The following is a 24953-nucleotide window of genomic DNA, read 5'->3' as shown; positions in this document are numbered from 1 at the left end:
CAACATCACGCTGGCGCACCCCCCGGCACGCGGGTACCAAAGCCCCCGCCAGCCGCCCCACATTTAGCGGAACCTTCCAGAAAACAGGCGTAGCTTTTAGGTGTGAATGACAACGCCTTCGCGGGACCGTTTGCCAACCTGCCCAAACCCAGGTCCCCGCTGGAGCTGCTGGACACCGTCCCCGACTCGCTGCTGCGGCGGTTGAAGCAGTATTCGGGCCGGCTGGCCACCGAGGCGGTCTCGGCCATGCACGAGCGGTTGCCGTTCTTCGCCGACCTGGAAGCCTCCCAACGGGCCAGCGTCGCGCTGGTGGTGCAGACCGCGGTGGTCAACTTCGTGGAGTGGATGCAGGACCCGCACAGCAACGTCAGCTACACCGCACAGGCCTTCGAGCTGGTGCCGCAGGACCTGACCCGGCGTATCGCGCTGCGCCACACCGTGGACATGGTGCGGGTCACCATGGAGTTCTTCGAGGAGGTCGTGCCGCTGCTGGCCCGCTCCGAGGAGCAGCTGACCGCGCTGACGGTGGGAATCCTGAAGTACAGCCGCGATCTGGCGTTCACCGCGGCCAGCGCCTACGCGGATGCCGCCGAGGCGCGGGGCGCCTGGGACAGCCGGATGGAGGCCAGCGTCGTGGACGCGATAGTCCGCGGCGACGCCGGCCCGGAGCTGCTCTCCAGGGCGGCCGCGCTGAACTGGGACACCACCGCGCCGGCCACGGTGGTGGTGGGAACCCCGGCGCCCGGCCGCGACGGCGCCGAAGACCCGGGCCCCAGCCGCGCCAGTCAGGACGTGCGCGACGCCGCCATCCGGCACGGCCGGGCTGCCCTGACCGACGTGCACGGCACCTGGCTGGTCGCCATCGTCTCGGGCCAGCTGTCGCCGACCGACAAGTTCTTCAAGGAGCTGATGGAGGCGTTCTCCGACGGCCCGGTGGTGATCGGCCCGACGGCGCCGATGTTGACGGCGGCCTATCACAGCGCCTCCGAGGCGATCTCGGGGATGAACGCGGTCGCCGGCTGGCGGGGTGCGCCGCGGCCGGTCCTGGCCCGCGAGCTGCTTCCTGAGCGGGCTCTGATGGGCGATGCGTCGGCCATCGTGGCGCTGCACACCGATGTGATGCGGCCGCTGGCGGACGCCGGCCCGACACTCGTCGAAACCTTGGACGCTTTCTTAGATTCTGGCGGTGCGATTGAGGCTTGTGCCAGGAAGTTGTTCGTTCATCCAAACACCGTGCGCTACCGACTGAAGCGGATCACCGACTTCACCGGGCGCGATCCCACCCAGCCACGCGACGCTTACGTGCTGCGCGTGGCCGCGACGGTGGGCCAGCTCAACTACCCCACGACTCCGCCCGCCGCCGCCAACATTTCGGTCCCGCCGCTTCCCTCCCCGGTCAGAGGGGGTATTGGCGGCGTATCCGGCAGATAGTGATTTAGACGACAGATCGCGGCCGTATCTCAAACATGTAGCTTAAGAGGCTATTTTGTGGGATGTATACAAAAACCTAAGACGAGGTTCATAATCTGTTACACCCCGCAAAACCGTCTTCACAGTGTTCTCTTAGACACGTGATTGCGTTGCTTGCACCCGGACAGGGTTCCCAGACCGAGGGGATGCTGTCGCCGTGGCTGGAACTGCCCGGCGCAGCAGACCAGGTTGCCGCATGGTCCCAGGCCAGTGGCCTGGACCTGGCCCGATTGGGCACCACGGCGTCGATGGAGGAGATCACCGACACCGCCGTCGCCCAACCGCTGATCGTGGCCGCCACGCTGCTCGCCCATCAGGAGCTGACCAGGCGCGGAGCCCTCGCCGGCCGGGAAATGGTGGTCGCGGGTCACTCTGTCGGCGAGATCGCGGCTTACGCCATCGCCGGGGTGCTGGCCTCCGACGACGCGGTCATGCTGGCCGCCACCCGTGGCGCCGAGATGGCCAAGGCATGTGCCGCCGAGCCCACCGGCATGTCCGCCGTGCTCGGCGGTGACGAGGCCGAGGTGCTGACCCGCCTCGAGCAGCTCGACCTGGTTCCGGCCAACCGCAACGCCGCCGGCCAGATCGTGGCCGCCGGCCGGTTGACCGCCCTGGAGAAGCTCGCCGAGGATCCGCCGGCCAAGGCCCGGGTGCGCGCGCTGGGTGTGGCCGGGGCCTTCCACACCGAGTTCATGGCGCCCGCCCTGGAGGGCTACGCCGCCGCCGCGGCCGGCATCGCGACCGCCGAGCCCACCGCCACGCTGCTGTCCAACTTCGACGGCCGGCCGGTGGCCAGCGCCGCCGCGGCGATGCAGGCCCTGGTTTCCCAGCTGACCCGGCCGGTGCGCTGGGATCTGTGCACCGCATATCTGCGTGAGCAGAATGTGACGGCGATCGTGGAGTTCCCGCCCGCGGGCACTCTGACCGGCATCGCCAAACGTGAACTTCGGGGGGTTCCGACGCGTGCCGTCAAGTCACCCGCAGATCTGGACGAACTGGCAAGCCTGTAACCGCCGGGTTCCGTCCAGAACCAAGAAAGCACGTCAAATCGGTTTACACACAACATATTACGAAGGGAACTAACTGTGGCCGTCAGTCAGGAAGAAATCATCGCCGGTATCGCCGAGATCATCGAAGAGGTCACCGGCATCGAGCCCTCCGAGGTCACCCCGGAGAAGTCGTTCGTCGACGACCTGGACATCGACTCGCTGTCGATGGTCGAGATCGCCGTGCAGACCGAGGACAAGTACGGCGTGAAGATCCCCGACGAGGACCTCGCCGGTCTGCGCACCGTCGGTGACGTCGTCGCCTACATCCAGAAGCTCGAGGAAGAGAACCCCGAGGCTGCCGAGGCGCTGCGCGCGAAGCTCGAGACCGAGAACCCCGAGGCCGTCGCGAACGTCAAGTCGAGGCTGGAAGCAGAGAGCAAGTGACCAAGCCTTCCACTGCTAATGGCGGTTACCCCAGCGTTGTGGTAACCGCCGTCGCGGCGACGACGTCGATCGCGCCGGACATCGAGAGCACGTGGAAGGGATTGTTGGCCGGCGAGAGCGGCATCCACGTCCTCGAAGACGAATTCGTCACCAAGTGGGACCTACCGGCGAAGATCGGTGGGCACCTCAAGGAACCCGTCGACGTCCACATGGGCCGCCTCGACTTACGGCGCATGTCCTACGTCCAGCGGCTGGCCAAACTGCTGAGCGGGCAACTGTGGGAGACCGCAGGAGCCCCGGAGGTCGATCCCGACCGCTTCAGCGTCGTGGTCGGCACTGGTCTGGGTGGCGCCGAGCGGATCGTGGAGAGCTACGACCTGATGAACGAGGGCGGCCCCCGCAAGGTGTCGCCGCTGGCCGTTCAGATGATCATGCCCAACGGCGCCGCGGCGGTGGTGGGCCTGCAGCTCGGGGCACGCGCCGGGGTCATCACCCCGGTGTCGGCCTGTTCTTCGGGCTCGGAGGCCATCGCCCACGCGTGGCGTCAGATCGTGATGGGCGACGCGGACTTCGCGGTCTGCGGCGGGGTCGAAGGCCCGATCGAGGCGCTGCCCATTGCGGCGTTCTCGATGATGCGGGCCATGTCGACGCGTAACGACGAGCCCGAGCGCGCGTCGCGACCGTTCGACAAGGACCGCGACGGCTTCGTGTTCGGCGAGGCCGGGGCGCTGATGATCATCGAGACCGAGGAGCATGCGAAGGCCCGTGGCGCCAAGCCGTTGGCCCGGCTGATGGGTGCCGGCATCACCTCGGACGCTTTCCACATGGTGGCTCCCGCCGCCGACGGTGTGCGGGCCGGCCGGGCGATGCAGCGCTCGATGGAGTTGGCGGGTCTGTCCGCCCGCGACATCGACCATGTCAACGCGCACGGAACCGCGACGCCGATCGGCGACGCGGCTGAAGCAAATGCAATCAGAGTGGCGGGCTGTGAGAATGCCGCTGTCTACGCGCCGAAGTCGGCGCTTGGGCACTCGATCGGCGCCGTCGGCGCGCTCGAGTCTGTTCTAACGGTGCTGACCCTTCGGGACGGAGTCATTCCACCGACACTGAATTACGAGACCCCGGACCCTGAGATCGAACTTGATGTGGTTGCCGGCGAGCCTCGCTACGGCGAGTACCGCTACGCGATCAACAACTCGTTCGGGTTCGGCGGCCACAATGTGGCGCTCGCGTTCGGGCGTTACTAAGCATGGCGTTTGGCGACGAGGCGGGCCGTTACCGGCCCGAGGAGAAGCCGGACAAGCACGGAAGGAACGTTCTCTAGAGCCATGACAGAGCTGGTCACCGGGAAGGCATTCCCGAATGTGGTCGTCACCGGCATTGCCATGACGACGGCGTTGGCAACTGACGCCGAAAACACCTGGAAGTTGTTGCTGGACGGCCAAAGTGGGATTCGGACCCTCGACGACCCGTTCGTCGAGGAGTTCGACCTGCCGGTCCGGATCGGCGGGCACCTGCTCGAAGAGTTCGACAGTCAGCTGACTCGGGTCGAACTGCGACGCACCGCATACCTGCAGCGAATGTCGACCGTCATCGGCCGGCGGGTGTGGGAGAACGCCGGCAACCCCGAGGTCGACACCAACCGGTTGGCGGTGTCCATCGGCACCGGTCTGGGGTCGGCCGAGGAGCTGGTCTTCGGTTACGACGACATGCGGGCCCGCGGATTCCGCGCGATCTCGCCGCTGGCTGTGCAGAAGTACATGCCCAACGGCGCCGCGGCGGCCGTCGGGCTGGAACGCCACGCCAAGGCCGGGGTGATGACGCCGGTCTCCGCGTGCGCGTCGGGGTCCGAGGGCATCGCCCGGGCCTGGCAGCAGATCGTGCTCGGCGAGGCCGACATGGCGATCTGCGGCGGCGTGGAGACGCGGATCGAGGCGGTGCCGATCGCCGGGTTCGCCAACATGCGCATCGTGATGTCCACCAACAACGACGACCCGGCCGGTGCCTGTCGCCCGTTCGACAAGGACCGCGACGGCTTCGTGTTCGGTGAGGCCGGCGCATTGATGGTGATCGAGACCGAGGAGCACGCCAAGGCTCGCGGCGCCAACATCCTGGCCCGGATCATGGGGGGCCAGCATCACCTCCGACGGTTTCCACATGGTGGCGCCGGACCCCAACGGCGAGCGCGCCGGGCACGCGATGTCCCGCGCGATCCAGCTGGCGGGCCTGACCCCCCAACGACATCGACCACGTCAACGCGCACGCCACCGGCACCCAGGTGGGTGACGTGGCCGAAGGCAGGGCCATCAACAACGCGCTGGGCAGCAACAAGCCGGCGGTGTACGCGCCGAAGTCCGCGCTGGGCCACTCGGTGGGTGCGGTAGGCGCGGTGGAGTCGATCCTGACCGTGCTCGCGTTGCGCGACCAGGTCGTGCCGCCGACACTGAACCTGGTCAACCTGGATCCCGAGATCGATCTGGACGTGGTGGCCGGCAAGCCTCGGCCGGGCAATTACCGCTACGCGATCAACAACTCGTTCGGATTCGGCGGTCACAACGTGGCGATCGCGTTTGGACGCTATTAGGCGGCGCACCAAGAAAAAGCCAAGCTTCATCGGATAAACCCGGAACATACCTGGCGAACTTAGGAGATCTGCGATGACAATCATGGCCCCCGAGGCAGTTGGCGAGTCGCTCGACCCCCGCGATCCGCTGTTGCGTCTGAGCAACTTCTTCGACGACGGCAGTGTGGAACTGCTGCACGAGCGGGACCGTTCCGGGTTGCTGGCCGCCGCCGGCACCGTCAACGGGGTGCGCACCATCGCGTTCTGCACCGACGGCACCGTGATGGGCGGCGCCATGGGGACCGAGGGTTGCCAGCACATCGTCAACGCCTACGACACCGCCATCGAGGAGCAGTGCCCCATCGTGGGGATCTGGCACTCCGGCGGTGCCCGGCTGGCCGAGGGGGTGCGTGCGCTGCACGCGGTCGGCACGGTGTTCGAGGCGATGATCCGGGCCTCGGGCTACATCCCGCAGATCTCGGTGGTGGTCGGTTTCGCCGCCGGCGGCGCCGCCTACGGGCCGGCGCTGACCGACGTCATCGTGATGGCCCCGGAGAGCCGGGTGTTCGTCACCGGGCCCGACGTGGTCCGCAGCGTCACCGGCGAGGACGTGGACATGGCGTCGCTGGGTGGTCCCGAGACCCACCACAAGAAGTCCGGGGTGTGCCACATCGTCGCCGACGACGAACTCGACGCCTACGAGCGCGGCCGCGAGTTGGTCCGGTTGTTCTGCCAGCAAGGGCATTTCGACCGCAGCAAGGCCGAGGCCGGGGACACCGACATCAAGGCGCTGCTGCCCGAGTCGGCTCGACGGGCCTATGACGTGCACCCCATCGTGACCGCGATCCTGGACGCCGACGCGCCGTTCACCGAGTTTCAGGCCAAGTGGGCACCGTCCATGGTGGTCGGTCTGGGCCGGCTCTCGGGCCGCACGGTCGGCGTGCTGGCCAACAACCCGCTGCGCCTCGGCGGCTGCTTGAACTCCGAAAGTGCCGAGAAGGCAGCGCGTTTCGTGCGCCTGTGCGACGCGTTCGGCATCCCCCTGGTGGTGATCGTCGACGTGCCCGGCTACCTGCCCGGTGTCGACCAGGAGTGGGGCGGGGTGGTACGACGCGGCGCCAAGCTGCTGCACGCCTTCGGTGAGTGCACCGTGCCGCGGGTCACCCTGGTCACCCGAAAGATCTACGGCGGGGCCTACATTGCGATGAACTCGCGTTCACTCAACGCGACCAAGGTGTTCGCCTGGCCGGACGCCGAGGTGGCCGTGATGGGCGCCAAGGCCGCGGTCGGCATCCTGCACAAGCGCAAGCTGGCGGCCGCGCCCGAGCACGAGCGCGAAGCGCTGCACAACGAGCTGGCCGCCGAGCACGAGCGGATCGCCGGTGGGGTGGACAGCGCCATCGACATCGGTGTGGTCGACGAGAAGATCGACCCGGCGCACACTCGCAGCAAGCTCACCGAGGCGTTGGCTCAGGCGCCCGCTCGCCGTGGCCGCCACAAGAACATCCCGCTGTAGATCTCTCTGTCGCGAGCGCGAAATGCCAAGCAGTGGCGTTACACTCGCGGGTCTCGTTCCGCACCGACCAGCGCGTCGGCCTCCGCCTGGGTTTCCACTGACGGACCGGATCCCGGCAGTGGCTTGCGCGCGACTTCGGGCATGAAGCGCAGCGTGATCACCCCGACCAGGCCCGCCACGATCAGCATATAGGCCGGCACCATCGGGTTGCCGGTGCTCGAGATCAGCGCTTGTGCGATCAACGGCGTGGTGCCGCCCACCGCGGAGATCGCGACGTTGTAGGAGATCGCCAAGGCGCCGTAGCGCACTCGGGTGGGAAACAACGCCGGCAGCGCCGAGGGGGTGGTGCTGTCGAAGCACAGTTCCATCAAGCCCACCAACAGCACACCGAGGAACACCACCGGGTAGAGGCCGCCGGAGCGGATCAGCAGGAACGCCGGGACCGACGCCGCCAGCAGCAGGCCGCAGCCCGTCCACATGATCGGTTTGACCCCGATGCGGTCGGACAGTTTGGCGACGAACACCACCGCCGCCATCAGGATCGCCAGCACGATGACGATCATCACCAGCCCGACATTCTCAACGCCCACAACCACTTTCAGGTATGTCGGCAGATATCCGGTCATCATGAAGTCGGCGACCTGGGAGGTCAGCACCAACGCCGCGCAGATCAGCATCGGCCGCCACTGCTCCACGATGGTGTCCCGAAACTGTTGCGGCACATCCTCTTCGGTGGCGCCGTGATCCAGATGGGTGAAGGCGGGCGACTCTTCCAGCTGCAGCCGCATGTAGAGCGCGATCAGCCCCAGCGGCGCACCCAGCAGCAGCGGCAGCCGCCAGCCCCACGCCAGCCAGTCGTCGTCGGGCAGCCAGGCCTGCAGGCCGGTGACCAGAAACCCGGCCACCACGAAGCCGACCAGGTTGCCCAGCGGCAGGAACCCGACCATCATGCCGCGTTTGCGGTCGGGCGCCTGTTCCACCAGATAGGTCATCGCTCCGGTGAACTCGCCACCGGTCGACAAACCCTGGAAGATGCGGGCGATCACCAGCAGGATCGGCGCCCAGATGCCGATCGCGCTGTAGCCGGGTAGCAGACCGCTCAGGGTGGTGCCGGTGGTCATCAGCAGGATGGTGATCACCAGCACCCGCTTGCGTCCGATCCGGTCGCCGAGCGGGCCGAAGATGAATCCGCCCAGCGGTCGCACCACGAACGCGGCGGCCAGCGTGCCGAAGGTGGCGATCAGGTGCACCGCGCTGACGCTGTGACCGGGGTAGAAGACCTGCGCAATCGTGGTGGCGATGTAGCCGTAGACGCCGAAGTCGTACCACTCCATGAAGTTGCCAATCGCGGTGCCCGCGATGGTTCGCGCGACCGTTTCCGGGTGGGTGACCGTGATCTGGTCGCGCGTCCAGCGCTGCGGCTGGCTTTGGGTGTCCACCGGTGGTTTCTTACCCCAACTGCAGGGGGTCGAACCCACTGCCCCGCTCAGCTGACCCCGGCCAGGAACTCCGCGGCGACCGCGACCACTTTCGCGCGGTCGCGTGGCACCAGGCCGATGCGGGTCCGGCGGTCCAGAATGTCGGCTACATCCAGCGCACCCTCGTGGGTGACGGCGTACTCGAATTCGGCCCGGGTGACGTCGATGCCTTCGGCCACGGGTTCGGTGGGCCGCGGGCAGCTGGCGGTGGTCACCACGCTGGCCGCCTCGGCGCCGTAGCGGGCCACCAGGGACGACGGCAGGCTGGCCGGGCTGGCGGCCGGACCAGGGTTGGCCGGCGCGCCGATCAACGGCAGGTTGCGGGTCCGGCACGCCCCCGCGCGCAGGTTTCGCAGGCTGATCGCCCGGTTCAGCACGTCTTCGGCCATGTAGCGGTATTCGGTCAGCTTGCCGCCGACCACGCTGATCACCCCGGTGGGTGACTCGACGACGGCGTGATCGCGCGACACGTCGGCGGTGCGGCCCGCTCCGGTGTCGATCAGCGGGCGCAGACCCGCGTAGCAGCCGATCACGTCGGCAGCCGTGACGGTGGTGCCCAGCGCGGTGTTCACGGTGTCCAGCAGGAAGGTGATCTCCTGCGACGACGGTTGCGGCACATCGGGAATGGGGCCCGGGGCGTCTTCGTCGGTCAACCCGAGGTAGATCCGGCCGAGTTGTTCGGGCATCGCGAACACGAATCTGTTGATCTCCCCGGGAATCGGAATGGTCAGTGCCGCAGTCGGATTGCCGAAAGCGGCGGCGTCGAACACCAGATGCGTTCCGCGGCTCGGCCGCAACTTCAGCGCCGGGTCGATCTCGCCGCCCCACACGCCCGCTGCGTTGATCACGGCCGCGGCCGTCAGGTCGAACGATTGCCCGGTGCGCTGGTCGGTCAGCGTCGCCGAGGTGCCGGTGGCCGCCGAGGCGGCCACGTAGGTCAGGATGCGGGCGCCGTGCTGAGCGGCGGTACGCGCGACCGCCGTCACCAACCGGGCGTCGTCGATCAGTTGACCGTCGTAGTTCAGCAATCCGCCGGCCAGACCGTCCCGCTTGACGGTGGGCGCCATCGCGATCACGCGCCGGGCCGGGATCCGCCGCGACCGCGGCAAGGTCGAGGACGACGTACCGGCCAGCACCCGCAACGCGTCGCCGGCCAGGAAGCCGAACCGCACCAGCGCCCGGTTGGCGTGACTCATCGACGGCAGCAGCGGAACGAGTTGGGGCATCGCGTGGACCAGGTGAGGGGCGTTGCGCGACATCAGGATTCCGCGTTCGATGGCGCTGCGCCGGGCGATGCCCACGTTGCCGCTGGCCAGGTAGCGCAGGCCGCCGTGCACCAGTTTCGAGCTCCAGCGGCTGGTGCCGAAGGCCAGATCGTGTTTTTCCACCAGCGCGGTCCGCAGCCCGCGGGAGGCGGCGTCCAGCGCGATCCCGGCGCCGGTGATGCCGCCTCCGATCACCAGCACGTCGACCGGCTCGCCGTCGGCCAGGGCGGTCAGGTCGGCGGTGCGGCGCGCAGCGTTGAGCGCGGTGGAGTGTTCCATCAGGACAGGTATCCGTTCAGCGTGTAGGTGAGTTGTTCGGCCAGCGCGTCGTCGTCGAGGATCGGTTTGACGATGTCGGCGGATTGGATGGTCGACTGCGCGATGAGCAGGATCATGGTCGCGAGTTGGCGCGGGTCGCCGTCGCGGACGCTGCCGTGGCGCTGGGCAAGCTCGAGCCGGGTGGCCAGGCCGTCGATCAGGAACTGCTGGCTGGTGCCCAGCCGCTCGGTGAGGTAGACGCGGGCCAGCTCCGAATGCATGACCGATTTGATCAGTTCGTCGCGGCGCAGCCGGTCGGTGACTGCCACGACCTGTTTGACCAGGCCCTGCCGGTCGTCGCCGTCGAACGGCGCGTCCTGCATCACGGCTTTGATGTGGTTGGTCAGCAGGGTCGACATGATCGACTGCGTGTCGGGCCAGCGCCGGTAGACGGTGGGACGGCTGACGCCGGCGCGGCGGGCGATCTCGGCGAGGGTGACGCGGTCGGCGCCGTAGTTGACGACGCAGCTCGCGGCCGCGGCCAGGATCCGGTCCCCGGTGTCCGCATGCGTGGCGTTACTGATTGACACCATGTGTAATACTGTAACGCATGACGCACGCCGAGGAACTCCTTCCGCCGATGAAATGGAACGCCTGGGGAGATCCCGCCGCGGCCAAGCCGCTCTCCGACGGCATCCGCGGCTTGCTCGAGCAGGTGGTGGGCCTTGCGGATTCCGACGAGGTCGAACTCGAAGCCGATCGGGTGCGACTGCGTCCCTGCGTCCTCACCCAGCAGGATCAGGATGCGCTGACCAAGATCGTCGGCGCGGAATACTTTCGCACCGGCGACCGCGACCGGTTGCTGCGAGCCGGCGGTAAGTCCACTCCGGACATGTTGCGCCGCAAGAACACCGGCGTCCAAGATGCGCCGGACGCGGTGCTGATTCCCGGCGACGACCAGACGGTGCTGGAGATCCTGCGCTACTGCTCCGAGCACGGCATCGCGGTCGTGCCGTTCGGCGGCGGCACCAACGTCACCGGCGGCCTCGATCCCGTCCGCGGCCGGTTCGGCGCCGTGGTCTCGCTGGACCTGCGTCGCTTCGACGAATTGCATTCGCTCGACGAGGTTTCCGGCATCGCCGAACTCGGGGCCGGGGTCACCGGCCCGAACGCCGAGCGCCTGCTCGGCGAGCACGGCTTCTCGCTGGGGCACTTCCCGCAGAGCTTCGAGTACGCGACCATCGGCGGCTTCGCGGCGACGCGCTCGTCGGGCCAGGATTCGGCCGGCTACGGCCGGTTCAACGACATGATCATCGGGCTGCGCATGATCACCCCGGTCGGCGTATGGGACCTGGGCCGGGTGGCGGCGTCGGCGGCCGGACCCGACCTGCGCCAGCTGGCGATCGGCTCGGAAGGCGTGCTCGGCGTCATCACCAAAGTGCGCCTTGCGGGTGCACCGCAAGCCCGAGACGACCCGTTACGAGGCATGGTCGTTCCCCGACTTCGCGACCGGAGTGGCGGCGCTGCGCGCCATCACCCAGATCGGCACCGGCCCCACCGTGGTGCGGCTTTCCGACGAGACCGAGACCGGCGTCAACCTGGCCACCCACGAGTCGATCGGCGAAGAACAGTCCGCCGGCGGGTGTTTGGGGCTGACGCTGTTCGAGGGCACCACCGAGCACGCCGAGAGCAGGCACGCCGAGACGCGCGCCGTGCTGGAAGCCCGCGGCGGAAAGTCGCTGGGCGAAGGTCCGGCCCGGGCCTGGGAGCACGGCAGGTTCGGCGCGCCCTATCTGCGCGACTCGCTGCTGGCCGCCGGAGCCCTGTGCGAGACGCTGGAAACGGCCACCGACTGGTCCAACATCCCGGCGCTGAAGGCCGCGGTCACCGAAGCGCTGACCACCTCGCTGGGCGAATCGGGCACACCCGCCCTGGTGATGTGCCACGTATCGCACGTCTACCCGACCGGGGCGTCGCTGTATTTCACCGTGGTGGCCGGGCAGCGCGGCAACCCGATCGAGCAGTGGTTCGCAGCCAAGCGGGCCGCCTGTGACGCCATCATGGCCACCGGCGGAACGATCACCCATCACCACGCGGTCGGCGCCGATCACCGCGCCTGGATGCCTGAGGAGATCGGCGAGCTGGGTGTGCAGGTGCTGCGCGCGGTCAAGGCGACACTGGACCCGGCGGGAATCCTCAACCCCGGCAAGCTGATTCCGTGAGCGCAGAGCCGGCCACCGGGCCGCTGGGCCGTCGCGAAATCGGCAGGGTGACCGCACTGACCAATCCGCTGTCCGGGCACGGGGCCGCGATCGAGGCGGCCCGGCGCGCGATCGCCCGGCTGCACCACCGCGGGGTGGAGGTCGTCGAGATCATCGGCGACGACGCACAGGATGCCCGTTATCTCGTTGCCGCTGCGCTGGAGAAGGGCACCGACGCGGTGATGGTCACCGGCGGCGACGGCGCCATCTCCAACGCGCTGCAGGTGCTGGCGGGCACCGAGGTCCCACTCGGCGTCATCCCGGCCGGGACCGGCAACGACCATGCCCGCGAATTCGGCATTCCCACCAAGGATCCCGAGGCCGCCGCGGACATCGTGGTGGACGGCTGCACCGAGACGATCGACCTGGGCCGGATCACCGGCAGCGACGGTTTCCAGAAGTGGTTCGGCACCGTGGCGGCCACCGGCTTCGACTCGCTGGTCACCGACCGGGCCAACCGGATGAGCTGGCCGCACGGCCGGATGCGGTACTACATCGCGATGCTGGCCGAGTTGTCACAGCTGCGGCTGCTGCCGTTCCGGCTGGTGCTCGACGGCAAGCGCGAGATCGAGGCCGATCTGACGATGACGGCGTTCGGCAACACCCGCAGTTACGGCGGCGGAATGCTGATCTGCCCCAACGCCGATCGCGCCGACGGCCTGCTGGACCTGACCATGGTGAAGTCGCAGTCGCGGACCAAGCTGATCCGCTTCTTCCCCACCGCGCTGAAGGGCACGCACGTCCACCTCGACGAGGTGACCACCGCGCGCGCCAAAACCGTCGAAGTCGAGTGCCCCGGAATCAACGTGTACGCCGACGGCGACTTCGCGTGTCCGCTGCCCGCCGAGATCTCGGCGGTGCCGGCCGCGCTGCGGGTACTGCGACCCCAGCGGCTGTAACGGTAGGGTCACCGCGACCGACATGTTCGGCATGTCCGGTTTCGGCAAGGCCTTGACGACCGCGGCGGTGGCCGCGGTTTCGCTGTGCGTGGCGCCGGCGGCCTCCGCCGGTGACGTGGCGTCCTGGAACGGCGAGTACGTGATGGTGCTGGAGGCCAACGCGAAGTCGGGCACCAGCGTGGCGGCCGGTCAGCCCGAATTCGCCCACCGCACAACCGCGGTCCTGAGCTCCAGCTGCTCGGCGGGCAGTTGCGTGGCTACCGTGACCAATCCTGCTCCGCCCAAGAACGAATCCATGCCGCGCACAGTCGAATTCACCTGGAACGGTGCCCAGTGGGTGCGTGAGATGACCTGGCAGTGGGATTGCCTGCTACCCGACGGCAGCGTCGAATACGACCCGGCCCGGTCGATAACCGTTTACACACCAGGGCAATACGGCATCCTCACCGGGGTGTTCCACACCGACATCGCCAGTGGCGCCTGCAAGGGCAACGTCGACATGCCGGTCTCGGCCAAGCCAGCGGGCTAGCCGACACCGCGGCTGAGCCAGGTCACCTCGCCGGCGTCGCCGCCGTCGCGATACGGCTCCAGCGCCTCGTCCCACGCGGTGCCCAGCACCGAATCCAGCTCAGCGGCAAGGGTGTCGGCGCCCTGGGCCATCAGCGTGCGCAGCCGCATCTCCCCGACCATGATGTCGCCGTTGGCGCTCATCGCCCCGCTCCACAGACCCAGTTGCGGGGTGTGGCAGAAGCGGTGGCCGTCGACGCCGGGACTGGGGTCCTCGGTGACTTCGAACCGCAGGACCGACCATGAGCGCAACGCGTTCGCCAACCGGGCACCGGTCCCGACCGGACCCACCCAGTTGGTGACCGCGCGCAACTGCCCGGGCATGGCCGGCTGCGGGGTCCACACCAAATTCGCCTTGGCTTGCAAGGTCGACGACAACGCCCACTCGACATGCGGGCACACCGCGGCCGGCGAAGCGTGGACGTACACCACGCCTGCCGTCACGTCGGCAAACTGATTCGACGCACGCATCTTCTTGCTCCTTCGGTTCCACGAGGGACGTCTTCCCCAACGACCTGGTGGACCCAGCGAGCAACGTGCCTGAGATGCCTACGCAACTATTTGTGTGTCGTGCGTGTCTATTGTGCCCTGTGAGACCTGTGTTGCGCTAGTGTGCGTTTTCCTTTTGCTCCCGCCCGGGCGCTCTAACCCAGGTATTCGCCCAGCACCGCGTCGGAAAGTGCAGGCCAGGGCGCCAGCGCCCAGTCGCCGAAATCGCGGTCGGTCAGCACCACCAACGCCAGATCCGCGGCCGGATCCGCCCAGAGGAAACCGCCCGACTGGCCGAAATGACCGAAAGTGCGCACCGAGTTGTGCGCCCCCGTCCAGTGCGGCGACTTCGAATCCCGCAGCTCGAAGCCCAGGCCCCAGTCGTTGGGCCGCTGGGCACCGTATCCGGGCAGCACCCCGTTGAGGCCGGGAAACTGGACGTCGATGGCCTGGGCGTGCATCTGCGCCGACACCGTGACCGGACGCAGCAGATCCCCGGCGAACAGCGCCAGGTCGTCGACGGTCGAGGTGGCCCCGTAGCCGGCCTGGGCGGCGCCGCCGTCGAGGCGGGTGGTCGTCATGCCCAACGGCTCGCACACCGCTTCGGTGAAGTAGCGGCCGAACTCGATGCCGGACTCCCGCTCGAGGGTCTGCGCCAGCACGGCGAACCCGTAGTTGGAGTAGATCCGGCGGGTGCCCGGTTTGGCCAGCACGTCCCCGGTGAGCATGGCCAGTCCCGACGCGTGCGCCAGTAGGTGGCGGACGGTGGACCCGGGCGGCCCGGCTGCGGTGTCGAGTTCGACGACGCCCTCTTCGACGGCGATCTGCGCGGCGCGCGCCACCAACGGCTTGGTCACCGACGCCAGCGGGAACACCCGGGCCGTCTCGCCGTGGCTGGCCAGTACCCCGTCCGGCCCGACGACCGCCGCGGCGGCATTCGGGACGGGCCAGTCGTCGAGGGCTTCCAAGGCCCTCATTTGCGGGCGATGTAGAAGTAGTTGAACGGGTCCGAGTCGATCTCGGCGACCTGCACGTCGTCGAAGCCGGCGTCGGCCAGCATCGAGGTGGCCAGCTGTCGCCCCCACACCGCGCCCAGGCCGGCGCCGTCGAGCGCCAGCGACACCGTCATGCAGTGCATCAGCGAGGTCGTGTACAGATAGGTGCCCATCGGGTGGCCGATGTTGTCCTCCACCTGGCTGGACGCCTTGACGTCCGCCATCAGCAGCACCCCGCCGGGACGCAGCGCGCGGTGGATGTTCGCCAAGACCCGCGCGGGCTGCGCCTGGTCGTGGATGGTGTCGAACGCGGTGATCACGTCGTAGCTGCCGACCTTGTCCAGCCGGGCCAGGTCGTGGCTCTCGAAGGTCGAGTTGCCCAGCCCCAGCCGCGCGGCCTCCGCGCCGCCGGCGGCGACGGCTTCCGCGGAGAAGTCGATCCCGGTGAAGCGGCTGGCCGGAAACGCCTGTGCCATCAGGTTGCTCGCGTGTCCGCTGCCGCAACCTACGTCGGCCACGTCCACTCCGGCGCGCAGCCGGTCGACGAGTCCGTCGACGATGGGCAGCACGACGTCGATCAGGCCGCCGTCGAACACCATGCCGCTCATCTCGGCCATCAGCGCGTGGAAGCGCGGATATTCGCGGTAGTGCAGGCCGCCGCCGGCGCGGAAGCACTCGATGATCTGCTGCTCGACCCCGCTGAGCAACGGCACGAACTGGGCCACCACGGCCAGGTTGCGCGGACCCGCGGCCTGCGTCAGCACAGCGGCCCGGTGGGCGGGCAGCGAGTACGTCGCGGCGGCAGGGTCGTAGTCGAGGATGCGTCCGGTTGTCATGCCGCCCAACCACTCCCGCACGTAGCGCTCGTTGAGACCGGCCGCCTCGGCGATCTGCTCGCTGGTCGAGGGCGGCAGCTCGGCCATCGTCTGCAACAGACCGGTCTGGTGCCCGACGCTCAGCAGGATCGCCAAACTGGCCCCGTTGATGGCCGCGACCATGCGCTCGGTGAACGCCTCGGTGGTTTCGGGTGCCGTCATGCTCAGCGACGCTACACCGGCTGGCTGCACGGTCGACGGCGGCGAACAGTAGGTTGGTTAACCATGAGTCAGACAGTGCGCGGTGTGATTTCACGGGCCAAGGGCAAGCCGGTCGAGGTGGTCGACATCGTCATCCCGGACCCGGGACCGGGCGAGGTCGTCGTCGACATCACCGCCTGCGGCGTGTGCCACACCGATCTGACCTACCGCGACGGCGGCATCAACGACGAATACCCGTTCCTGCTCGGCCACGAGGCGGCGGGCACCGTCGAGGCCGTCGGCCCAGGTGTCACCAGTGTCGAACCGGGCGACTTCGTGATCTTGAACTGGCGCGCGGTGTGCGGGCAGTGCCGGGCCTGCAAACGCGGCCGGCCACACCTGTGCTTCGACACGTTCAACGCCGAGCAGAAGATGACGCTGACCGACGGCACCGAGCTCACCCCGGCGCTGGGTATCGGTGCGTTCGCCGACAAGACGCTGGTCGCCGCGGGCCAATGCACGAAGGTCAATCCCGAAGCCGACCCGGCCGTCGCGGGCCTGCTGGGCTGCGGGGTAATGGCCGGGCTGGGCGCGGCGATCAACACCGGCGCGGTGACCCGCGACGACACGGTCGCCGTGATCGGCTGCGGCGGCGTGGGCGATGCGGCCATCGCCGGGGCCGCGCTGGTGGGTGCGAAGCAGATCATCGCCGTGGACACCGACAACACGAAGTTGCAGTGGGCCCGCAAGTTCGGCGCCACCCACACCGTCAACGCCCGCGAATTCGATGTGGTGGCGACCATTCAGGACCTCACCGGGGGCTTCGGGGTGGACGTGGTGGTCGACGCCGTCGGCCGCCCGGAGACCTGGAAGCAGGCGTTCTACGCCCGCGACCTGGCCGGGACGGTGGTGCTGGTGGGGGTGCCGACGCCGGACATGCGGTTGGACATGCCCCTGGTGGATTTCTTCTCCCGCGGCGGTTCGCTGAAGTCGTCGTGGTACGGCGACTGCCTGCCCGAGCGCGACTTCCCCACCCTGATCGACCTCTACCTGCAGGGCCGGCTGCCGCTGGAGAAGTTTGTCTCCGAGAAAATCGGGCTAGACGACATCGAGGAGGCCTTTCACAAGATGCATGACGGTAAGGTGCTGCGCTCGGTGGTGGTGTTGTAAATGGTGGACATCGACCGGGTGGTCACGCACGGCACCTTCGAACTCGACGGCGGCAGTTGGGAAGTCGACAACAACATCTGGCTGGTCGGGGACAACTCCAACGTGGTGGTGTTCGACGCCGCCCACTCCGCGGAACCGATCATCGAGGCGGTCGGGGGCCGGCATGTCGTCGCGGTGGTGTGCACGCACGGGCACAACGACCACGTGACGGTGGCCCCCGAGCTTGGTAAGGCGCTCGATGCGCCGGTGCTGTTGCATCCTGCTGACAAGGTTTTGTGGCGAATGACGCACCCGGACAGCGACTTTCGAGCTATCGCCGACGACGAGACGGTAAAGGTGGGTGGCACCGAGCTGAGGGCGTTGCACACTCCGGGGCACTCCCCCGGCTCGGTGTGCTGGTACGCCCACGACCTGGGTGTGGTGTTCAGCGGCGACACGTTGTTCTCCGGCGGCCCCGGGGCCACCGGGCGGTCCTATTCGGATTTTCCGACGATCCTGGAGTCGATCTCCGGGCGGCTCGGCAAGCTGCCCGGCGAGACCGTCGTGCACACCGGCCACGGCGACAGCACCACCATCGGCGAGGAGATCGTGCATTACGAGGAGTGGGTGGCCCGGGGGCACTGACGGCCTTCGCTCTTCGCCGCGAGCGTCCTCAACATGCCGGTCCGCACCGGCGTGTCGACGCACATTTGAGGACGCTCGACGCCGCAGAGCCCGTGCCCGGGCCTAGCCGCGAACCTTCAGCGCTACCGCTCGTCGAGGATGCGGCGTTTCTCGGCCTGAAATTCCGCTTCGGTCAGCGCCCCCGAATCACGCAGCGCAGCAAGAGTTTTCAGCCGCTCGACCCGCACCCCCTCGCCGGTCGGCTCATACGCCGTCGGGAAGGGTGCAGTGGGCGCAGTGGGCGCAGCAGCCACCAGCGGCACCGCTTTACGCCCGGCCCGGCCCACCCATACGATCGACACCACCAGATCGACCAGCGCGAAAACGAACAACGCCACGAACACCCACACCAGGTATCCGTAGGAACTCTGGTGACCGAAGGCCAGGCGCGGGTTGATGTATCCGCCGGTCTGCCCTTCGGTCGTCACCCGGTAGTCACCTTCGGTGTGCACCCGGATGTTCCACACCCGCACGTGTGCGTCGTTGTTGACTGTCGTTGTGCTGCCGATGCTTTCGGTCACATCGGGCTGTGGCGCGCCCTCGGGCGGCGAAAAGGTGATGCCCAGTGGGGGGACCGGCAGGCCGCTTCCGTTGGTGCCGCCGGCGACCAGGGCGTGCAGGCTGATGGTGGCATCACCGGCGGGCAGGTGCACGCTGCCGGTTCCCGGGACGGGCACCTCCCCGTACGCGTTGTACTTGTCCAGGAAGAACGCGTTGAGCACCAGGGTGATGACGAATCCGGCCACCGATGCGATCAACATGACGATGGCTAGGGCCAACGAAATTTTTGCGACCCGTCTGCTGTTCATCCCCGCAGTGTGACACGGTAGCCGGTGCAGATCGACGGGCCGACGAGCGAAAACCCGCGGCGACGGGGGACACTGGTGGCGATCGCAGACGAAAACCGGAGAAGGAGCGTTTACATGGCCAGCGGTCTCGTCGCCACGGTGCCCGATCTGTCCGGCAAGCTCGCCGTCGTCACCGGAGCCAACAGCGGACTCGGGTTCGGCCTGGCCAAGCGGCTCTCGGCGGCCGGGGCCGACGTGGTGATGGCGATCCGCAACCAGGCCAAGGGCGAGGCGGCCATCGAGCAGATCCGCGCCGTGGTGCCCGACGCCAAGCTGACCATCAAGTCGCTGGACCTGTCGTCGCTGGCGTCGGTTGCGGCGCTGGGCGAGCACCTGAATTCGCTGGGCCGCCCGATCGACATCCTGATCAACAACGCGGGCGTGATGACCCCGCCGGAGCGTGACACCACCGCCGACGGCTTCGAATTGCAGTTCGGCAGTAACCATCTGGGGCATTTCGCGCTCACGGGGCACCTGCTGCCGCTGCTGCGTGCCGCGGCGAAAGCCAGGGTCGTCTCGCTGAGCAGCATCGCCGCCCGCCGCGGCCGCATCCACTTCGACGATCTGCAGTTCGAGAAGTCCTACGCGCCGATGGCGGCATACTGTCAGTCGAAGCTGGCGGTGCTGATGTTCGCCCTGGAACTGGACCGTCGCAGCCGTGCCGCCGGCTGGGGCATCGTGTCCAACGCCGCGCATCCGGGGCTGACCAAGACCAACCTGCAGATCAGCGGCCCTTCGCACGGTCGCGAAAAGCCGACGTTGATGCAGCGCTTCTACACCGCGTCGTGGCGTTTCACCCCGTTCCTCTGGCAGGAGGTCGACGAGGGCATCCTGCCCGCGCTGTACGCCGCCGCCACCCCGGCCGCCGACGGTGGGGCGTTCTACGGGCCGCGCGGGGTGTACGAGGCCGCCGGCGGCGGCGTGACCGAAGCCAAGATTCCCGCCCGTGCTGCCAATGCCGAAGACTGCCAACGTCTTTGGGAGATCTCTGAGCGGCTCACCGGCGTCAGCTTCCGCACCGGGAACTGACATGAAACCAGTCCGCCTTCCCGAGTCGAGCATCGTGGTCCGGCCCGAGCCGATGGAGAGCGCGACGTACTCGCAGTCCTCGCGCCTGCAGGCCGCCGGACTGCTGCCCGCCGTCGCGCTGTTCGAGCAGGCCGCGCATCAGGTGCCGCTACCCCGGCCACCGCAACCGGTGGTCATCGCCGACTACGGCGCCGCCACCGGCTACAACTCGCTGAAGCCGATGGCTGCCGCAATCGAAGTGCTGCGCGGCCGCACCCGCCACGACCACGCAATCATGGTGGCGCACACCGACGTACCGAACAACGACTTCTCCACTCTGTTCCGCACCATGGCCGACGACCCGGACAGCTACCTGCTCCGCGACCCGGCGAGCTTCACCTCGGCCATCGGTCGTTCCTTCTACGGCCAGATCCTGCCGACCGGCACGGTCAATCTGGGTTGGACGTCGTGGGCCATCCAGTGGCTGAGTCGCGTACCGGCGGGTGCCCCGGAGTTCACCGACCACGTGCAGGTCGCGTTCAGCAAGAACAGCGAAGCCCGCAGGGCGTTCGAACATCAGTCCGCGCTGGATTGGAACGATTTCGTGGCGTTCCGCGGCCGCGAACTGTGTCCCGGCGGCCGGTTGGTGGTGCTGACCATGGCCCTGGACGAGGACGGTGAATTCGGCTATCGGCCGCTGAACGAGGCTCTCATCGCGGGGCTGCACGAGTTGGCCGCCGACGGCCTGCTGCGCTTCGACGAGGTACGGCGCATGGTGATCCCGGTGGTTGCCCGCAGCGAGAAGGATTTTCGCGCTCCGTTCGCTCCGCGCGGCTGGTTCGAAGGTTTGACGATCGATCATCTGGAAATCTTCAACGCCGACGACCGGTTCTGGGCTCGCTACCAAACCGACGGCGACGCAACAACTTTCGGCCGGCAGTGGGCCGCTTTTGCGCGCGCGGCCCTGTTTCCGACCCTGACCGCCGGACTCGACGGCGGCACCGCCGACCCGCGCGCAACCGAATTCGTCGCCTGCCTCGAGGACACTATCGCCGACCGGTTGGCGCGTGCGCCGGAGCCGATGCGCATTCCGCTGGCCTCGATCGTGCTGGTCAAGCGCTCCGCACCGGAATAGTTTCGGCCCGACGCCTGTGTGGGTAACCCCTGCGGATACATACCGCAACCGCCTAGGGGGCAAACATCATGAGCGCGAACGACGACGAGGCCGCCGACCAGGCCAAGGCCGACGACGAATCCACCGACCGGGCGGAGTCGGACAGCAAAGACCGGACCAGCGAGGTTCCCGAGCCCGACGAAGAAGACAAAGAAGAAGCCGCCAAGATGATGACGGCCTACGAGGACCGTCCCACGCTGGTCCTGCCCGGTTCGGGCGGCACGATCACCGGCACCGCGGTCAACGACTGGATCGACGACGACGGCAACCCCAAGTACGGTAACGAGGACGATTCCCCGGCGGCCAAGGCCGCGGCCGAGCGCGGCGAGGATGACGGCGACACCGCCAAAGACGCGGCCCCGAAAGAGTCCGCGGACGACGCGCCCAAGGCGCACTCAGCCAAGGCCGACAGCGGCGAGGACAACGAGGGCAAGGGTTCCAAAGAGAAGGATCTCAACGCCACCAGCGACCGCGGCGCCAACGCAGACCAGACGGCCGAGAACAAGTCGGACGAAGAACTCGACCGCGAAGCCCGGGAAGCCGCCGAGGAAAACCTGGAAAAAGACAAGGCTTTCAACGAAGAGATCATCAAGGCGACCAAAGAAGACCGGGCCGAGCAGGAGAAGCAGGCCGAGAGCAACGACGAGGCCGAGTCCACGGACGAGACCGCGCCCAAGGACGAAGCCGACCAGGAAGACCGGGCCGAGCAGAAAGACCGGGAGACGGCAAAAACGTAGGCCGGTTCAGCCGATCCTGATACCCGATAGCGGTCCGCCGGGGATCTTGATCCCCGGCACGTGCGGCAGGCCGGGAATTCGCGGTATCGGCGGAAGTTGCGGCGCCGCAGGGGGATTCGGAATAGGTGGCGCCGGAGGCTGCGCGGCGGGGGCGGAACTTCGGCGGGGGCGGAGCTTCGGCGGTGGGCTGTGCGGCCGGTGGCGGTGCCTCGGTGGCTGGCGCCTGCGGGGTTCGGAGGCCGGGGCGGGAGCCGGAGAGGCCGGGGCGGGAACTTGGGAGGCCGGTGCCGTTTCCTGCGCCGATCCCGGTGCGCTCGGTTGCGGACTTGCGGACGGCGGCGGTGCGGAGGTGCCCGGCGTCGCTGGCACCGTGCGCGGCGACTGGGTGCCGGGGCCCTGACCGGACAACCCGATCGCCACCGCGGTTCCCACCAGCAGCACTGCCACGACCGTGCCGACAAGGATCACCGCCGGGAGTCGATACCAGGGCAGTACCGGTGCCTTGCGCTCCGGGTCGGGACGGTCGTCGTGCTCGAACGACATCTGCGGGCGGGCTGCGGTAAACCCCGAGCCGCCGCGCTCGCCGGAGGCCGCCTTGGACACTGCGGCGGCGGCCGGCAGGGCGCGGGACTCCGGGTCGGCCTCCGACCAGGCCAGCGCGGGCTGCATCACCGAGACCGGCGCATCGGTGTGCAGATCGGGTCCCACGTCTTCGAAGGGGGGCGGCGGCGCCGACGCCGCGACGGCGCCTGCCATGGCCGCTGGCGCGGCCGGCGTCAATGCCGTGGCGATGTTGTCGCCTGGGCCGCGCGCGGCGCGCAACGCCGCCCCGATGGCCGCGGTCAGTTGCGGGCGGGGGGTGGTGACCACCGGCACGCCGAACCGCCCGGAGAGTGACGTGGTCACCGCCGGGATGCCGGCGCCGCCGCCCACGGTTGCGATCGCAACCAGGCTCGTGGGGTGAATTCCGTTGCGCCCCAGCATGTTTTCCAGGGCCTGTAAGAATCCGTCCAGCGGGCCGCGAATCGTCTCCTCGAGTTCGGTGCGGGTCAGCCGGACGTCGCCGCGCATCCCGGGCACCTCGTCGGACAGGCTGGTCACCGTCGTGGCCGAGAGGCGTTCCTTGGCGCGGCGGCATTCCATGCGTAACCGGCTCAGCGAGCCGATCGCGGCGGTGCCGGTCGGATCGAACGACCCGGTGGCCGGCATCTCGGACATCACGTAGGTCAGCAGCGCCTGGTCGACCAGGTCGCCGGAGAAGTCGTGGTACCGCACGGTCGGGGCCACCGGCTGGTAGTCGCCGCTGGCGTCGATCAGGGTGATGCTGGTGCCGCTGCCCCCGAAGTCGCACATCGCGACGATCCCGCGGGCTGGGATGCCCGGGTTGGCGCGGACCGCGAACAGCGCTGCCGCCGCGTCGGGGATCAGCGCCGGCGGTTTTCCGGCGCTCGACCATTCCGACACCCGGCCCAGCGCGGCACCCAGCGCGTCGACCGCCGGCGCACCCCAGTGGGCCGGATACGTCACGGCGACGTGGTCGGGCAGGGCGCGACCACCGGTGGCCGCGTACGCCAGTGCCCGCAACCCGTCGGCCACCAGCGCTTCGCTGCGGTGCACCGAACCGTCGGCGGCCACGATCCCGACGCGGTCCCCGACCCGATCCACGAAATCGCTGATCACCAGTCCGGGCTGGTCAAGCCGGGGGTTCTCGGAGGGCACCCCCACCTCGGGCGGGCGCTGCCGGAACAGGGTCAACACGGGTCTGCGGGTGATGGAATGGTCAGGGGTCACGGCAGCCAGGTTGGTGGCGCCGATCGACAGGCCCAGCGCGGGCCTAGCTCCGTCTGCCATCTGGTCCAATCCCCGTGTTCCGCCGAATCTTCAGCATCGCCTCCCCGGCCCCCGACAATGCTTTCGCTAAAACATATAGCCAATCTCTGCATCGGCTATGCGTGCGCTGTGCAGCGCATCCGACGCCGAACTGTTTGCGCTGGTCAGCGAATGGTGCCGGCGCCGGGAATCAGCGGCAGATCCAGTGCGGTCACCCAGCCCGGCGACAGGTCGTTGACCGCCGGGACGGCGTTGAGGGCCCGCAGGCCGGTCGCCAGGCAGCCGGCCGCGGCCGCGTCTCGGCCGGTGCCATCGGTGAACCGGAACGCGGTTTCCTGGAAGATGCTCGGGGTTCCTTCGATGTCGACGCGGTAGACGTCGTTGTCGTGGCCGGTCGGCCAGTCCGGGGCGGCGTCGAGCCCGATGCGGTTGACATGCTCGAGCTGGATGCGTGTCTCGCCCCGGTAGAGCCCGTTGATGGTGAACCGGACCGCGGCCACCTGACCCGCCTTGATGACGCCCTTGGCGGACTTGCGGTCGGTAGGGGTGACCCACTTGTCCCAGGTGGTGGTCATCTCGTCGAGCATGATGCCCGCGGCGTGGGCGATCATCGGCACGGTGGCACCCCAGGCGAAGATCAGCACGTCGGAATTCTCCAGCATCGGGCTGTACTCGGGTTCGCGCCCGATGCCCATCTCCCGTTCGTAGTCGCCTTCGTAGTTGGTGTAGTCGAGCAGTTCCGACGCGCGCACCTTCTTCACCTCGGAGCACAGCCCCATCAGGGTCATCGGGAACAGGTCGTTGGCGAATCCGGGGTCGATGCCGGTGGTGAAGCAGGACGCCTCACCCAGCTCGCACGCTTGGGTGATCGGCTCGATCCAGTTGGGCGGATTGAGGTGCATGGTCGGCCAGATCCACGGCGTCATCGCCGTCGAGCACACGTCGATGCCGGCCCGCAGGAAGCGGGTGATCAGCGAGATGTTGTCCTTGGCGTGCATGGCGGTGGGGCCATAGTGCACCAGAGCGTCGGGCTTCAGTGCGATCAGGGCGTCGACGTCGTCGGTGGCGGTGACGCCCACCGGTTCGGCCAGCCCGCAGATGTCACCGACGTCGCGGCCGACCTTGTCCGGGTTGCTGACGCCGACGCCCACCAATTCGAACAACGGATGCTTGACGATCTCGGGAATCACCATCCTGCCCACGAACCCGGTGCCCCATACGACGACTCTCTTTGCGCTCTGCGACATCAGACCTCCAGGTTCGCCCCGCCCGGGTTCACCCTAAGTTGCTTGGCGAAAGGGTCTCGTAATCAC

At 68.2% G+C, this 24953-nt stretch carries 21 protein-coding genes and 2 pseudogenes; 14 read left to right on the top strand and 9 right to left on the bottom strand.

Annotated features, from left to right (window positions below; genetic code table 11):
* Positions 1–102 precede the first annotated feature (102 nt).
* The 6 genes and pseudogenes from L6444_RS11600 to L6444_RS11575 all read left to right on the top strand — a co-directional run bounded on the left by L6444_RS11600 (position 103) and on the right by L6444_RS11575 (position 6982).
* Positions 103–1431 carry a PucR family transcriptional regulator gene (locus L6444_RS11600; protein WP_236982751.1) on the top strand — a complete coding sequence of 443 codons (1329 nt, stop codon included), beginning with the start codon at positions 103–105 and terminating at the stop codon, positions 1429–1431.
* A gap of 140 nt (positions 1432–1571) precedes the next feature.
* Positions 1572–2480, top strand: coding sequence for an ACP S-malonyltransferase (locus L6444_RS11595; protein WP_236982750.1), 909 nt, complete (start codon positions 1572–1574; stop codon positions 2478–2480).
* A 75-nt stretch (positions 2481–2555) separates the two neighbouring features.
* Entirely contained in the window at positions 2556–2903 is a 348-nt protein-coding gene (acpM, locus tag L6444_RS11590; protein ID WP_036359271.1) for a meromycolate extension acyl carrier protein AcpM, read from the top strand.
* The gene (gene kasA, locus L6444_RS11585) at positions 2900–4150 is read left to right on the top strand and encodes a KasA/KasB family beta-ketoacyl-ACP synthase (protein ID WP_236982747.1); all 1251 of its coding nucleotides are present in this window, start codon (positions 2900–2902) and stop codon (positions 4148–4150) included. Before acpM ends, kasA begins: the two co-directional genes overlap by 4 nt.
* Positions 4151–4231: 81 nt before the next feature.
* A pseudogene (kasB, locus tag L6444_RS11580) lies at positions 4232–5487 on the top strand (3-oxoacyl-ACP synthase KasB).
* 73 nt (positions 5488–5560) lie between these two features.
* Complete coding sequence (locus L6444_RS11575; RefSeq protein ID WP_236982745.1) at positions 5561–6982, top strand: acyl-CoA carboxylase subunit beta; 1422 nt, start codon at positions 5561–5563, stop codon at positions 6980–6982.
* A gap of 38 nt (positions 6983–7020) precedes the next feature.
* Here L6444_RS11575 and L6444_RS11570 read toward each other — a convergent pair whose 3' ends face one another.
* The 3 genes from L6444_RS11570 to L6444_RS11560 all read right to left on the bottom strand — a co-directional run bounded on the left by L6444_RS11570 (position 7021) and on the right by L6444_RS11560 (position 10576).
* Entirely contained in the window at positions 7021–8316 is a 1296-nt protein-coding gene (locus tag L6444_RS11570; protein ID WP_236984016.1) for an MFS transporter, read from the bottom strand.
* A 152-nt stretch (positions 8317–8468) separates the two neighbouring features.
* Positions 8469–10004 (bottom strand): glycerol-3-phosphate dehydrogenase/oxidase, encoded by a 1536-nt coding sequence (locus L6444_RS11565; protein WP_236982743.1) that lies wholly within the window; start codon positions 10002–10004, stop codon positions 8469–8471.
* Positions 10004–10576 (bottom strand): TetR/AcrR family transcriptional regulator, encoded by a 573-nt coding sequence (locus L6444_RS11560; protein WP_236982741.1) that lies wholly within the window; start codon positions 10574–10576, stop codon positions 10004–10006. The genes L6444_RS11565 and L6444_RS11560 overlap by 1 nt, the downstream gene beginning before the upstream one ends.
* A 47-nt stretch (positions 10577–10623) precedes the next feature.
* Here L6444_RS11560 and L6444_RS11555 point away from each other — a divergent pair.
* The 3 genes and pseudogenes from L6444_RS11555 to L6444_RS11545 all read left to right on the top strand — a co-directional run bounded on the left by L6444_RS11555 (position 10624) and on the right by L6444_RS11545 (position 13672).
* Positions 10624–12205, top strand: a pseudogene (locus tag L6444_RS11555) (FAD-binding oxidoreductase).
* The gene (locus tag L6444_RS11550) at positions 12202–13143 is read left to right on the top strand and encodes a diacylglycerol kinase (RefSeq protein WP_370652872.1); all 942 of its coding nucleotides are present in this window, start codon (positions 12202–12204) and stop codon (positions 13141–13143) included. The pseudogene L6444_RS11555 and the gene L6444_RS11550 overlap by 4 nt, the downstream one beginning before the upstream one ends.
* Positions 13144–13174: 31 nt before the next feature.
* Complete coding sequence (locus L6444_RS11545) at positions 13175–13672, top strand: Rv2253 family sensor-like surface protein (protein WP_309297881.1); 498 nt, start codon at positions 13175–13177, stop codon at positions 13670–13672.
* On the opposite strand, the gene L6444_RS11540 is transcribed toward L6444_RS11545, so the two are convergent.
* The 3 genes from L6444_RS11540 to L6444_RS11530 all read right to left on the bottom strand — a co-directional run bounded on the left by L6444_RS11540 (position 13669) and on the right by L6444_RS11530 (position 16231).
* On the bottom strand, positions 13669–14181 hold the full coding sequence (locus tag L6444_RS11540) for a DUF3145 domain-containing protein (protein ID WP_236982737.1): 513 nt from the start codon (positions 14179–14181) through the stop codon (positions 13669–13671). The two genes, L6444_RS11545 and L6444_RS11540, sit on opposite strands and share 4 nt — an antisense overlap.
* Before the next feature lie 173 nt (positions 14182–14354).
* Complete coding sequence (locus L6444_RS11535; RefSeq protein ID WP_236982735.1) at positions 14355–15176, bottom strand: serine hydrolase domain-containing protein; 822 nt, start codon at positions 15174–15176, stop codon at positions 14355–14357.
* Positions 15173–16231, bottom strand: a complete 1059-nt coding sequence (locus L6444_RS11530; RefSeq protein WP_236982733.1) for a class I SAM-dependent methyltransferase — start codon at positions 16229–16231, stop codon at positions 15173–15175. Before L6444_RS11530 ends, L6444_RS11535 begins: the two co-directional genes overlap by 4 nt.
* 63 nt (positions 16232–16294) lie before the next feature.
* Between L6444_RS11530 and L6444_RS11525 the strand changes: the two genes are divergently transcribed.
* Both L6444_RS11525 and L6444_RS11520 read left to right on the top strand, forming a co-directional pair.
* A complete protein-coding gene (locus tag L6444_RS11525; RefSeq protein WP_236982731.1) occupies positions 16295–17380 on the top strand; it encodes an S-(hydroxymethyl)mycothiol dehydrogenase in 1086 nt (361 codons plus the stop codon).
* Positions 17381–18004, top strand: a complete 624-nt coding sequence (locus tag L6444_RS11520; RefSeq protein ID WP_236982729.1) for an MBL fold metallo-hydrolase — start codon at positions 17381–17383, stop codon at positions 18002–18004.
* A 122-nt stretch (positions 18005–18126) separates the two neighbouring features.
* Here the strand turns inward: L6444_RS11520 and L6444_RS11515 are convergent, their stop codons facing one another.
* A complete protein-coding gene (locus L6444_RS11515; protein ID WP_236982721.1) occupies positions 18127–18852 on the bottom strand; it encodes an SHOCT domain-containing protein in 726 nt (241 codons plus the stop codon).
* A gap of 114 nt (positions 18853–18966) precedes the next feature.
* Here L6444_RS11515 and L6444_RS11510 point away from each other — a divergent pair, with 114 nt between their 5' ends.
* The 3 genes from L6444_RS11510 to L6444_RS31065 all read left to right on the top strand — a co-directional run bounded on the left by L6444_RS11510 (position 18967) and on the right by L6444_RS31065 (position 21810).
* The gene (locus L6444_RS11510; RefSeq protein WP_236982719.1) at positions 18967–19920 is read left to right on the top strand and encodes an SDR family oxidoreductase; all 954 of its coding nucleotides are present in this window, start codon (positions 18967–18969) and stop codon (positions 19918–19920) included.
* Position 19921: 1 nt separating this feature from the next.
* Positions 19922–21034, top strand: coding sequence for a class I SAM-dependent methyltransferase (locus tag L6444_RS11505; protein WP_236982718.1), 1113 nt, complete (start codon positions 19922–19924; stop codon positions 21032–21034).
* 68 nt (positions 21035–21102) lie between these two features.
* On the top strand, positions 21103–21810 hold the full coding sequence (locus L6444_RS31065) for a putative sodium/potassium/calcium exchanger (protein ID WP_236982716.1): 708 nt from the start codon (positions 21103–21105) through the stop codon (positions 21808–21810).
* Positions 21811–21816: 6 nt separating this feature from the next.
* On the opposite strand, the gene L6444_RS11495 is transcribed toward L6444_RS31065, so the two are convergent.
* Positions 21817–23661 (bottom strand): Hsp70 family protein, encoded by a 1845-nt coding sequence (locus tag L6444_RS11495; RefSeq protein ID WP_236982714.1) that lies wholly within the window; start codon positions 23659–23661, stop codon positions 21817–21819.
* 143 nt (positions 23662–23804) lie between these two features.
* Positions 23805–24887, bottom strand: a complete 1083-nt coding sequence (locus tag L6444_RS11490; RefSeq protein WP_236982712.1) for an NAD(P)H-dependent amine dehydrogenase family protein — start codon at positions 24885–24887, stop codon at positions 23805–23807.
* Positions 24888–24953: the final 66 nt, after the last annotated feature.

The organism is Mycobacterium kiyosense (assembly GCA_021654635.1).
GTDB lineage: Bacteria > Actinomycetota > Actinomycetes > Mycobacteriales > Mycobacteriaceae > Mycobacterium > Mycobacterium kiyosense.
This window is presented reverse-complemented; position numbering and strand designations above follow the sequence as displayed.